Genomic DNA, 12,370 nt, shown 5'->3' with positions numbered 1-12,370 from the left:
ATGAAAATTAAATTAATTATTTACCTCCAAGAATATTACCAAGGATGCTGCCTAAGCCGCCACCGCCTTGTTGTTGGTTTCCGCCACCCAATACACTTCCTAGTATATCGTTCAATGGATTTCCTGATGATTGAGATTGCGTACCTCCTCCTAAAACACTTCCAAGAATGTCATTCAAAGGATTAGACTGCTGGGTTTGAGCCTGGTTGGAAGCATTCCCAAGAATTCCTCCTAAAAGATCTCCAAGTCCTCCTGCACCTACATTACTCTGCTGCTTCTGCTGTCCAATGTATCCCATTATAACAGGTGCCAGCATCGCCAGAATAGGACCTATCTTGTCAATTGAAATTCCTGTGTTTTGTGACAGTTGGTTTTCAACAGTACTTTTTTGTCCGCCAAAGATATGATCCAGAATAGATCCGCCTTCAGCCTGTCTTGCTTCAATTTGTGAAGCATCATCTAAAATACTTCCGTTATGGTCTTTATCTAAAGCACTATTTAAAGCTTCTGCTTCTTTAGCATCCTGAGACTTATTTCTAAGATAAGAAATAATAAGAGGGGTAGCTACAGCTAATAAGGCGATTACCTGGTTTTTGCCGATTCCGAATTTGTTTTCAGCCTGTTCAGCAACCTGGTTGCCTGTGTTCCCTGTAAGTAGGTCAATTAAACTCATTTTTTGTGTTTGTTAGTATTAAGTAAACCAAAGTTATCAAAAAATATGCCTCACAAAATGACCGCCTTTCATAATTATTGTTAAAGTTTTCTGATCTGTTCTTCCGTATACCCTTTGCTTTTTAATACCTTTATGTATTCTACAGCACTTATTGTCATCCAGTCGATCGGTTCAGGGGCTTGTTTTTTATCAATGGTGAACTCCAGAATGCCTGCATTGTTATTCATCCAGGGAAGAACATAATAATCCAGACCGCCTTTATATTCTTTAAATGCATGAAACTCTTTTCCTTTCTCTGTTAAAAATACCACTTTATAAAAAAGAAGATACCCTACAGGAATCAGCAGACATATCCACGAGAATTTTCTTAAACGGATGTACTTTGCAGAAGAAAGACCATATCCAATGGATAAGGCAAAAATAATATTGAAGGGTAAAAAGAAAACGTAATTATCTGATACTGCATAAAATGTGGAAAACCCATACACACAGATTGCCCCGACAGCAAAAACAAAAAACATTTTTTTATTGGCTTTGTACAAAAGCAGAATACCTGTGACTCCGAAAAATGTAAATACGTTGAAATTATAAATAAGATATACAAAAGATTGGAAAAAATCCTTTACATACTGAATTGTACTTTTTTTCAAAGAATCTTCCACCCATGTTCCCTGATCAGAACTATATGGAGATTTGAAAGGAAGTCCCTGGGAAATATTCAAAATAAATAAAGAGCCAAACAATATGGCAAACATCAGTAATGAAGCCACGGCATATTTTTTTTCGTTTCTGAAATAGAATAAAAAGACCAGTAAGGCAGGTATGAGCAGGATATTCTGAATGTGAACCCATAAGCTGATTCCTAGAAATACACTGCTCAGCAATATGTAGATTCTTTTATTTTCCGTAAAAGCTTTTATAACTGAAAAGAAAAAAAGACTTACCCAAAGGGAATTATAAGTATATACCTCTACTATTTCAGCATTTCTCCAAAATGAGAAGCTGAAGCCAAAAACAAAAGCAGCTGTAAGAGATGCCCATTCTGTTTTTGAAAGGGTTTTTACCGTGAGATAAATAATAGAAACCGTTGCCGCACCTGATGAGACAACCAAAAACCGGCTTGCTTCAATAGCGTTAATCCCTGTAAGGTTTTTAATGAAAATAACGGTATTGATATATAAAAAGTGACTCGTGGCAGTAGCATTTGTTGCCCATACTCCTTTTTCTGCATCCAGCACAAATCCTACGCAGTCTGCAAAAGGAATTTTCGAAAAACTTCCGATATAATAAATCCCAAGAAAAATAATAAACAAAAATCCCGCGGATAAATATTTGTTCATATTAATTCTTTACAATAGGGACATTAGAACATGCTTCTCCAAACATCAGAGATTTTACAATAGGCTTCAGCTGCTCTACCAGCTCTATATAGGCGTTTTCAGGAATGTCTTTATCAGAACAGCCTTTTACCAGAACTCTTTTTCCTCTCATTTCCTCAAAATCATGAGTCTGGATCGCATTGTGCATTAAAATAACATCAAGATTCTTACGGTCTCCGAAAACTATTTTTTTGGCTACATCTGTAAGTTTAGCTGTCAATACAAAATAAGCCCAAAGCGGAATAATGGTATCTACCGAGTTGTAGATGTAAATATAGGTGTCTTTATATTGTTCAGTATCGATAGCTTCTACCTTTTCACGAAAATCTTTTTCTTTCAGGATCATTTCCTGGAAAAGAAAATCTTTAAGGTCAATTCCTTTTCTTTCCCCCTTTGGAAGTAAAGTGGTAAGGTCAAAATTGATAAGGCCACTTTCTGCAACTTTATTCCGGATTTCAAATTCTTCTGACATTTTTTATCATTATCTTTGAACAAATTTACGAATTAAGATCATATCTATTTTAATTTGTTCTCTATCCTTACTATAGAAATGAAGTATTACATTATTGCAGGAGAAGCTTCCGGTGATTTGCATGGAAGCAATTTGATGAAAGCCTTAAAACATAAGGACCCGAATGCGGAGTTCAGATTTTGGGGTGGCGATCTGATGAAAGCTCAGGGCGGAACACTGGTAAAACATTACCGGGAACTGGCTTTTATGGGATTTCTTGAAGTGGTGATGAACCTACGGACAATTTTGAATAATATCAAATTCTGTAATGAGGATATTCAGAAAAACAGACCAGACGTTTTAATTTTAGTTGATTATCCGGGTTTTAATCTGAGAATTGCCAGATTTGCCAAAGAACTTGGGATCAAAGTTGTATATTATATTTCTCCACAGCTTTGGGCATGGAAAGAAGGACGTGTAGAAATTATCAAAAAGTACGTGGATGAAATGATGGTGATTCTTCCTTTCGAAGAAGATTTTTACAGGAAACATGGCGTTCATTCCCATTTTGTAGGCCATCCGTTGCTGGATGCTATTTCAGATCTACAGGAAATCAGTGCTGAAAAATTCAAATCGGAAAACGGACTGAACGAAAAAGAAATCATTGCATTATTACCGGGTTCCAGAGAGCAGGAAGTAGAAAAAATGCTTGAAATAATGCTTTCCGTAAGACCGCATTTTAAAAATTATCAATTTGTAATTGCCGGAGCACCGAGTCTTCCTAAAGAATTTTATCAGAAATATGTGGATGATAATGTGCATTTTGTTTCCAATAAAACCTATGATTTGCTGAGATGTTCCAAAGCAGCTCTTGTTACTTCCGGAACAGCTACATTAGAAACGGCTTTATTAAATATTCCTGAAGTGGTTTGCTATCGTGGAAGCAAAATTTCCTATGCTATTGCTAAAAGGTTAGTGAAGAACATCAATTATATTTCTTTGGTTAATCTTATCATGGATAGAGAAGTGGTGAAAGAACTTATTCAAAATGATCTGAACACCAAAAATCTGGTAGAAGAACTCAATAAAATTATAGAAGGAGACAAAAGAACACAGGTTCTAAATGATTACAGCCTTCTGAGAGAAAAATTGGGTGGAAAAGGTGCCAGTGACCATGCTGCTGAGGTGATATTAAAAGTATAGTTTGCCGAGGTTTTTGAGAATTTAATCTACTTTTTAACTATGAATTATTTTAACCGTTTTCTTTTATTATTGGTATTCACATTATTTTTCTCGAAAAGTTTTGCTCAACAGAGTGACTCAAGAGATAAAGTTCAGATATTCTATTACGGCTGGTATGGAAATCCTGCAACGGATGGAAGTTATCAGCATTGGAACCATGAAATTCTTCCTCACTGGAGTAATCCGAAGTGGAACAATCTGGGGCATCACAAAGGAGGAGATGATATTGGGGCTAATTTTTATCCAGCGCTTGGAAACTACAGTTCTAACGATGCAAAGATCATTGAAAAACATATGAAAATGATCAAAGAATCCGGAGTAGGGGTAGTGGTAGTCAGCTGGCTGGGAAAAGATTCATTCACGGATAAAAGTCTTATCAAATACCTCGATATTGCGGATCGATTTGATTTAAAAATTGCATTTCACATTGAGCCGTTTTATAAAAATACTTCAGAATTAAAAGAACAGCTTTCTTACCTTATAAAAACCTATTCTCATCATCACGCTTTCTATAAAAAAGAAGGAAAGCCATTGTTTTATGTCTATGACAGCTATAAGATTCCTAAAGAAGAATGGGTGAAAATATTATCCAAAAACGGAGAAAGTACGGTTAGAAATACAGATTTGGATGCTCTTTATATTGGATTATGGGTGGAAAAGGATGATGCGAAATTTTTTGATTCGTCAGGTTTTGACGGCTTCTATACCTATTTTGCCAGTGAAGGTTTTGTATATGGAAGCACAACGGCTAATTGGGATTTCTTATCCAAATATGCCAAAGATCATCATATGATATTTATTCCTTGTGTAGGTCCCGGTTATTCAGATACAAGAATCCGCCCATGGAATGAAGCCAACTTCAAAAGCAGAAATGAGGGTAAGTATTATGAAAATATGTTTGATGCAGCCATCAAAGTAAATCCGGATTTTATTGGAATCACGTCTTTCAACGAATGGCATGAAGGAACACAAATAGAACCCGCTATCCCTAAAAAAGTGGGAGATTTCAAATATGAGGATTATGGGAAAGATCCATTATTTTATATCAAAGAAACGAAACGTTTGACGGATAAATTTCTGAAAAAATAATAACATACTTTCAACCTTTAATTTTATAGCAAAAAATCAAGCGCTCAGTTAATGTCTTTGGTAAGCTGTAAAGTACTTATTCAGCTATTTAAGAGATAATACTTCATTGATTAATTATCTATTTTCCCTTGATAATTAATTGAAATTGCATAAGCAGCCTCTTCTTATTCTGGTAATATGTTTTATTCTTGGAATTCTTTTCCAGGAGAAAATGGTATTGACAGGCATTACGTTTTACCTGGTTATTATAATTTGCTTGATCATACTGGCTGCAATATGTTTTCATTCTTATTTTTTACATAAGACCAAAGCCGTTTTGCTGGGGCTTCTGTTCTTTGGAACGGGGATTATTCTTCATTTTTACAATACTTTTTCGGCGGACGTTTCTTCATATGTAAAGAAAAAAGAAACGATTACTTTTAAAATTTCTCAAAAATTAAATACTACAGAAAAATATAAGAAATACGAAGGAGCAGCACGGGTAGGAAATGTAAAATTCAATTCGGTTTTTTATGTTCCCAAGGATAGTAAAGAGTTGGACTTTATTCACTACTACAAGGCTGATGCTTATATAACACAACCCAAAGCTCCTCAGTATGATTTTCAGTTCGAGTATGGAAAATATCTGAGGCGAAAGCATATCGAATATCAGGTCTATCTTTCAAAAGAAATTAGAGCTACAGAACGGAATGATTTAACTCCTGCAGATAAACTACGCCAATATAGACTTAACGTTCTTCAGAAAATTGATAAAGCAAACATTTCGGGGAAAACCAAAGAATTTTTAAAAGGAATCATTCTAGCAGATCGTACAGAGATTGATGCGGGTACGGTACAGGATTTCAATAAATCAGGACTGGTTCACTTTCTTGCTATTTCCGGAACTCATATTGTGGTTATTTTCGGGATGTTTTACTTTTTGCTGATTCGTTTTATTCCCTTAAAATTTAGAAAATATGTGGTCATTTTAAGCTTGGGTTTCATTTGGCTGTTTGCTGCTTTTATTGGCTTTGGAAACTCAGTCATGCGGTCCTGTATCATGTTGAGTGTCTATTTTATTTTTGTATTGCTTCAGCGGAAACCTGATCTGCTTCATTCATTATCTTTATCTGCGTTTTTTATTTTAATTGGTGACACCCAGCAGTTTTTTGATGTAGGATTTCAGCTCAGTTTTTTGGCTGTTTTGGGGATTTATTGGTTGAATCAGCCTCTTTTGAAATACTTTCCAAAACAAAATAATTATTTAAAAAAGATATTGTTTAATACCATTACGATATCTTTATCAGCACAGATAGCTACACTTCCCTTGGTGTTGTATTATTTTCATCAGTTTTCATTCATATCCATCATCGCCAATTTTGTTATTGTTCCTTTTTCTGAAATGATCATCATTTTTTCATTCCTAATGACAGCTCTTATTGCTTGTGGGATTGACTTTGAATTGATGAACGGGATATATGATTTTGTGATTCAGATTTTATTGAAAATGATTCATTGGTTTGCTGAGGTTGATGTATTGTTCTTTGAAAATATTCCAATGAACGGACTAGAGGTGATTTCAGTATTTGTGCTTGTTTATTTATTAAGACCAGTCATCATAAAATTCGATGTTAAAAATTCTTCAAGAGTAATGATGGCTGTTATCATATTTCTGATCATAAGAACCGGATTCAATGTTTTTGAAGAACAGAAAGATGAGATATTAATCCATACATTTGGTAAAAACAATATTTTCTCAGTAAAAAGGGGAGATAAGGTATGCTTCTGGATTTCGGATATGGAAAATAAAACAAAGGTTTTGCAGTTTGTTGTGAAACCTTATTGCTCTTCAAGAAGAATACATCATTTTGAGATGAAAACCTTTCCAAAGTCTGTTCAAAAAGTAGTTTTCAGGAATAGGATTTATGATTTGAAATAATCGTTATAATTTATACGTTTTCCTGCATTTATAATACATGGAATTCTTATTTAGAAAGATTACAAACTGTCTATTTGTGAGATTTCTCACTTTTCGATATTGTTAAACTTTCTTAATTTTGTAGAAATTCAAATTTAAACTTATATGGCAGGTTTAACGAGTTCTACGATAGGTAGAAAATATGCGATGGCATTATCAGCTCTATTTTTGCTGATTTTTCTTATACTGCATTTGACGACCAATTTGTTATCAGTTCTGAATAAGGATGCATTCAATACAGCATCTGATTTTATGGGCTATAATCCTTTTGTGCAGTTCTTAATGCAGCCTATTCTTGGTTTTGCAGTAATTTTCCATTTCATTATGGGATTTGTGCTTGAAATCAAGAATAATAAAGCGCGTCCGGTAAAGTATGCAGCTAACAATGCGTCTGTGAATTCTTCATGGATGTCCAGAAATATGATTATTTCAGGAGCTGTTATTTTAGCGTTCTTAGCGCTTCACTTATATGATTTCTGGCTGCATGAAATCAATTACAAGTATGTAGAAGGATTGACTCCTGATGCTGAACGTTTCTGGCCGGAACTTCATGAGAAGTTTGCTGATCTTTGGAGAGTGGCTTTGTATGTAATCTCTTTTGTTTTACTAGGATTACACTTAGCTCACGGATTCCAGTCTTCATTCCAGTCTATCGGAGCAAGACATCCAAAATATACGCCGGTGATCAAAGCTTTCGGGAAATGGTATTCAATCCTTATCCCTGCAGGATTCATCATCGTAGCAGTTTACCATTTTATAACTCAATAATATCACTATACTAGTATGAGTAAATTAGATTCAAGAATTCCGGGAGGTCCTCTAAAGGACAAATGGAAAAATCATAAAGACCATATGAACCTTGTTGCACCAAACAACAGAGATAAGATTGATATTATTGTTGTAGGTACAGGTTTGGCAGGAGGTTCTGCAGCAGCTACATTGGCTGAGCAAGGATATAACGTAAAAGCATTCTGCTACCAGGATTCTCCAAGAAGAGCACACTCTATTGCAGCTCAAGGGGGAATCAACGCAGCGAAGAACTATCAGGGAGACGGTGACTCTACTTACAGATTATTCTATGATACCATTAAAGGTGGTGACTATAGAGCAAGAGAGGCTAACGTTTACAGATTAGCTGAAGTTTCTGCAAATATTATTGACCAGTGTGTTTCCCAAGGGGTACCTTTCGGGAGAGATTACGGCGGTCAGCTAGATAACCGTTCATTTGGTGGGGTTCAGGTAAAAAGAACTTTCTACGCAAAAGGACAAACAGGACAACAGTTATTATTAGGAGCATACTCTTCAATGAGCCGTCAGATCGGTAAAGGAAGAATCAAGATGTACAACCGTCATGAAATGCTGGATCTTGTAATTGTTGACGGAAAAGCAAGAGGTATCATCGCAAGAAACCTTGTAACAGGTGAGATCGAAAGACACTCTGCTCACGCAGTAGTAATTGCTTCAGGAGGATACGGAAACGTATATTTCCTTTCTACCAACGCAATGGGATCAAACGTTTCTGCAGCATGGAAAATTCACAAGAAAGGAGCTTACTTCGCAAACCCTTGCTACGTACAGATTCACCCGACTTGTATTCCTGTTCACGGAACACAGCAGTCTAAACTGACTTTGATGTCTGAATCATTAAGAAACTCCGGAAGAATCTGGGTTCCTAAGAAGATTGCAGATTCTGTAGCCATCAGAGAAGGTAAATTGAGACCTGAAAATATTAAAGAAGAAGATAGAGATTATTATTTAGAAAGAAGATATCCTGCATTCGGAAACTTAGTGCCTAGAGACGTTGCATCTAGAGCTGGTAAAGAAAGATGTGATGCTGGTTTCGGAATCGAAAATAATGAAACGAAAGAAGGTGTTTACTTAGATTTCTCAACAGAGATTATCAAAAAAGGTAAAGAAGCCGCTATCGAAAAACATATTCATAATCCTACAGATCAGCAGATTTATGATTTAGGAAAATCTTGGATTGAGGAAAAATATGGTAACTTGTTCGTTATGTACGAAAAAATTACTGCTGATGATCCTTACAAAACTCCAATGAAAATTTATCCTGCAGTTCACTATACAATGGGTGGTGTTTGGGTTGATTATAACCTTCAGTCTACAATCCCTGGATGTTTCGTAATCGGTGAAGCTAACTTCTCAGATCACGGGGCAAACAGACTTGGTGCTTCTGCATTGATGCAAGGTTTGGCAGATGGATATTTCGTTCTTCCTTATACGATTGCAGATTACCTTTCTGCAGATATCAGAACGGGAACAATTCCTACTAATTCAGCAGCATTTGATGAAGCTGAAAAAGAAATTAAAGGAAAAGTAGATTTCTTCTTAAATAATAAAGGAACACATTCTGTAGATCATTTCCATAAAAAATTAGGACATATCATGTGGAATAAAGTGGGGATGGGAAGAACTCCTGAAGGGTTAAAAGAAGCTATTGCTGAAATTGCTCAGGTGAAAAAAGAATTCTGGGAAGACGTGAAAGTTCCTGGTGATGCTGATGGAATGAACACTGAGCTTGAAAAAGCATTCAGAGTGGCAGATTTTATCGAACTAGGACAATTGATGGCTATTGATGCTCTACACAGAAACGAATCTTGTGGAGGACACTTCAGAGAAGATCATGCTACCTCAGAAGGAGAAGCAGAAAGAGATGATGTTAACTTTAAATATGTTGGAGCTTGGGAATATCAAACAGATGATATCACCACTGAAGTTCTGCATAAAGAAGATCTGATCTACGAAAACATTGAAGTTAAAGCAAGAAGTTACAAATAATCTCCAACCTATAAATAAACAATTATGAGTGCAAAAAAAGGCCTTCATCTTACCCTAAAAATTTGGAGACAAAAAAATAGCAAAACTAAAGGTCAGTTTGAGACCTACAAAATATCAGATGTTTCTACAGATTCTTCATTTTTGGAAATGTTAGATATTTTGAACGAAAATATCATTAACGAAGGAAAAGAACCAATCGCTTTTGATCACGACTGTCGTGAAGGAATCTGCGGAATGTGTTCTCTTTACATCAATGGTAGAGCGCACGGTCCGGATACGGGGATTACAACGTGTCAGCTTCACATGAGAATGTTCAAAGACGGTGAAACAATCGTTATTGAACCTTGGAGAAGTGCTGCTTTCCCTGTTATTAAAGATTTAATGGTAGACAGAAGCGCATTCGACAGAGTAATGGCTGCAGGTGGTTTCATTTCGGTGAACACTTCAGGAAATACTTTGGATGCTAATGCAATTCCGGTTCCTAAAGAAGATGCAGACAAAGCAATGGATGCTGCGGCTTGTATCGGATGTGGAGCTTGTGTGGCTACTTGTAAAAACGGATCTGCAATGTTATTCGTAGGAGCGAAAGTTTCTCAGTACGCTCTTTTACCTCAAGGTAGAGTAGAAGCGAAGCGAAGAGTTCTGAACATGGTAAAAGCTATGGACGAAGAAGGATTCGGAAACTGTTCAAATACAGGTGCTTGTGAAGTAGAATGTCCAAAAGGAATTTCTCTTGAAAACATTGCAAGAATGAACAGAGAGTACATGTCTGCTCTTGTAGATCAAGGATAGAATTGATTCAAATATATAAAAAATCGCCTTCATTTTTGGAGGCGATTTTTTTATGAATGGCATTACCCTGTTAAAGTTTGTTAACTTATTGACGGATTTTAGTCATTCTTTATTTAATAAGTATATATTTGGAGGGCAGTTGAATCGTTTTTTTAAAACATTCAATTACAGCTTGCTATTCAAAAAGAGATCAGTTAAAATAACTGGAATATCCCTTTTAAACAGCAATAATAAATTTTTTAAAAAAAATAATTAGTGTGAATTAACAAGCCCTAAAAAGCGTATTTTTGTGTAATATTAAAAATTGAAATGAAAAAATATCTTTTATTGTTTATCATCACAGTTTTTGTGATGTCTTGTTCAAAAAAAGTAGAAGTAAAAGGAAAAATTACTGGAAGCTCAGCATTAGAAAGAATTGAATTTGTAGAAGCTTCAGGAGTAGGAACCCTGCCTTTGGTTAATATAGGTTTAGATAAAGACGGAAACTTTTCAGGAAGCTTTGATGCTCCTAAAGATGGGATGTACGTGATCAACTATGCAGGAAGACAAAACCTTATTTATCTTGAAGGGGGACAAAAAGTGAATATTTCAGGAAACGGAACTACTTTCCCAAATGAATTCGTGATTACTGGAGATGCTAAGAAGAATAATGATTTTCTTACAGCAACTCAAAAGTTCTTAGCTGACTATGGTACTAAAGTTAATATAGCAGGCTTGATGGGCGGAGACGAAGCCGCATTTTTGAAAGGTATGCATAAAATAGAAGCAGATATCAATAAAAATGTAGATGATCTTGCAAAGAAAAACAGCCCTAGTAAAGCGCTTTTGGAATGGAAGAAAAATGACGTGAAAGTGACTGTTCTTAATTTGCTTGCCAACTATGAAATGTCTCACGGACCAATGTCTGGAAATCCATCTTACAAGGCTTCTAAAGCTTTTAAAGATTACGAAACTCAGTTGGAAACAGATAAAGATGCGATGGTGAAAACAATCCCTCTTTACAGACAATATCTTCTTGTAAAAATGACTCCTGATTTTCAGAAGTATGCAGAAGCAAACAGCAAAGGGAAAACAGGAATTACAACTTCTGAGATGTTTGCACAGTATTTAAAAACAAAGAAAGATTTATCTCAGACTGCAAAAGATTATCTATTGGCATTTGTAATGGCTCAGGCGGATATTCATCCTACAACTCCGGCTGAAAATATTGATAAAATCAAAAAGATCATTGATTCAGATATTAAAGATGCTACCATTAAAAGTGACCTGTTAAAAATGCAGGTAGCTATTACAGGACTTAAAATAGGAGATGCCGCTCCGGAAGCAGCTTTAGCAAAACAAGATGGAAAAGCTTATAAACTTTCTGAAAACAAAGGAAAGCCTTATATGTTATTCTTCTACGCTTCATGGAATCCTTATATCAGCGAAGCTACAGTACCTGTATTGAAAGAAGTAGTCAACTTCTATAAATCTAAAATGAATTTTGTATTTGTAAACGTAGACGATACAAAAGATCAGTTCATTAAAACCAGTAACTCTCTTTTAAAAGGAGTTCAGGGAGTAAATGTTTACGGAGAAGGAGGTTTAAACTCTGATATTGCTAAGAAATATGGTGTATACGGATTCAAATTACCTTGCTTTGTGATCATTGATAAAGATGGTAAAATTGCCAGCAGATCATTTGTAAATCTTGGTGAGCAGGAATTGGTAACTATTCTGGATAAGCAGACTGGTCTTTCGGCTCCAAAGGCAGAACCAAATATGCAGATGCAGCCACAATTGCAGCTTGATCCTTCTGCAGCTCAGCAGCAAGCTCCACAGCCAGCAAATCCACAGCCGGCTCCAACAAAATAATAAACTTTAACACAGTATAGAAACCTTATCTTCGGATAAGGTTTTTTTTATTGTATTTTTGCAAACGAAATTGGAACTGAAAGGTTTCATAGTTTATTAGAAAAAATAGAAAATAGATGAAGTATAGAGTAGAAAGC

General features: G+C 35.6%; 10 protein-coding genes. 7 read left to right on the top strand and 3 right to left on the bottom strand.

Features of this window, described 5'->3' with window-relative positions:
• Positions 1-16: 16 nt before the first annotated feature.
• The 3 genes from AC57AW_RS23305 to AC57AW_RS23295 form a co-directional block, all read right to left on the bottom strand.
• A complete protein-coding gene (locus AC57AW_RS23305; RefSeq protein ID WP_318846372.1) occupies positions 17-673 on the bottom strand; it encodes a DUF937 domain-containing protein in 657 nt (218 codons plus the stop codon).
• Positions 674-753: 80 nt separating this feature from the next.
• Positions 754-2,013: a protein O-mannosyl-transferase family gene (locus AC57AW_RS23300; RefSeq protein WP_496353766.1), complete on the bottom strand. Its 1,260-nt coding sequence runs from the start codon at positions 2,011-2,013 to the stop codon at positions 754-756.
• A 1-nt stretch (position 2,014) separates the two neighbouring features.
• A complete protein-coding gene (locus AC57AW_RS23295) occupies positions 2,015-2,524 on the bottom strand; it encodes a DUF2480 family protein (RefSeq protein WP_496353765.1) in 510 nt (169 codons plus the stop codon).
• A gap of 78 nt (positions 2,525-2,602) precedes the next feature.
• Between AC57AW_RS23295 and lpxB the strand changes: the two genes are divergently transcribed.
• The 7 genes from lpxB to AC57AW_RS23260 all read left to right on the top strand — a co-directional run bounded on the left by lpxB (position 2,603) and on the right by AC57AW_RS23260 (position 12,233).
• Entirely contained in the window at positions 2,603-3,706 is a 1,104-nt protein-coding gene (lpxB, locus tag AC57AW_RS23290; protein WP_496353764.1) for a lipid-A-disaccharide synthase, read from the top strand.
• Between the two features lie 39 nt (positions 3,707-3,745).
• Complete coding sequence (locus tag AC57AW_RS23285) at positions 3,746-4,834, top strand: glycoside hydrolase family 99 protein (RefSeq protein ID WP_496353763.1); 1,089 nt, start codon at positions 3,746-3,748, stop codon at positions 4,832-4,834.
• 145 nt (positions 4,835-4,979) lie between these two features.
• Positions 4,980-6,752, top strand: coding sequence for a ComEC/Rec2 family competence protein (locus AC57AW_RS23280; protein WP_496353762.1), 1,773 nt, complete (start codon positions 4,980-4,982; stop codon positions 6,750-6,752).
• A 144-nt stretch (positions 6,753-6,896) separates the two neighbouring features.
• The gene (locus AC57AW_RS23275) at positions 6,897-7,559 is read left to right on the top strand and encodes a succinate dehydrogenase cytochrome b subunit (protein ID WP_318846378.1); all 663 of its coding nucleotides are present in this window, start codon (positions 6,897-6,899) and stop codon (positions 7,557-7,559) included.
• A 15-nt stretch (positions 7,560-7,574) separates the two neighbouring features.
• Positions 7,575-9,587 carry a fumarate reductase/succinate dehydrogenase flavoprotein subunit gene (locus AC57AW_RS23270; RefSeq protein ID WP_496353761.1) on the top strand — a complete coding sequence of 671 codons (2,013 nt, stop codon included), beginning with the start codon at positions 7,575-7,577 and terminating at the stop codon, positions 9,585-9,587.
• 24 nt (positions 9,588-9,611) lie between these two features.
• On the top strand, positions 9,612-10,379 hold the full coding sequence (locus AC57AW_RS23265; protein WP_106914501.1) for a succinate dehydrogenase/fumarate reductase iron-sulfur subunit: 768 nt from the start codon (positions 9,612-9,614) through the stop codon (positions 10,377-10,379).
• Positions 10,380-10,688: 309 nt separating this feature from the next.
• Entirely contained in the window at positions 10,689-12,233 is a 1,545-nt protein-coding gene (locus tag AC57AW_RS23260; RefSeq protein ID WP_318846380.1) for a TlpA family protein disulfide reductase, read from the top strand.
• Positions 12,234-12,370: the final 137 nt, after the last annotated feature.

The organism is Chryseobacterium sp. BGA-UO-ETr-SB22 (genome assembly GCF_059567885.1).
This window is presented reverse-complemented; position numbering and strand designations above follow the sequence as displayed.

Excerpts from the sequence above, each read along its gene's own strand:
- AC57AW_RS23305 (WP_318846372.1), bottom strand. The coding sequence starts at position 673 with ATGAGTTTAATTGACCTACTTACAGGGAACACAGGCAACCAGGTTGCT.
- AC57AW_RS23300 (WP_496353766.1), bottom strand. The coding sequence starts at position 2,013 with ATGAACAAATATTTATCCGCGGGATTTTTGTTTATTATTTTTCTTGGG.
- AC57AW_RS23295 (WP_496353765.1), bottom strand. The coding sequence starts at position 2,524 with ATGTCAGAAGAATTTGAAATCCGGAATAAAGTTGCAGAAAGTGGCCTT.
- lpxB (WP_496353764.1), top strand. The coding sequence starts at position 2,603 with ATGAAGTATTACATTATTGCAGGAGAAGCTTCCGGTGATTTGCATGGA.
- AC57AW_RS23285 (WP_496353763.1), top strand. The coding sequence starts at position 3,746 with ATGAATTATTTTAACCGTTTTCTTTTATTATTGGTATTCACATTATTT.
- AC57AW_RS23275 (WP_318846378.1), top strand. The coding sequence starts at position 6,897 with ATGGCAGGTTTAACGAGTTCTACGATAGGTAGAAAATATGCGATGGCA.
- AC57AW_RS23270 (WP_496353761.1), top strand. The coding sequence starts at position 7,575 with ATGAGTAAATTAGATTCAAGAATTCCGGGAGGTCCTCTAAAGGACAAA.
- AC57AW_RS23265 (WP_106914501.1), top strand. The coding sequence starts at position 9,612 with ATGAGTGCAAAAAAAGGCCTTCATCTTACCCTAAAAATTTGGAGACAA.
- AC57AW_RS23260 (WP_318846380.1), top strand. The coding sequence starts at position 10,689 with ATGAAAAAATATCTTTTATTGTTTATCATCACAGTTTTTGTGATGTCT.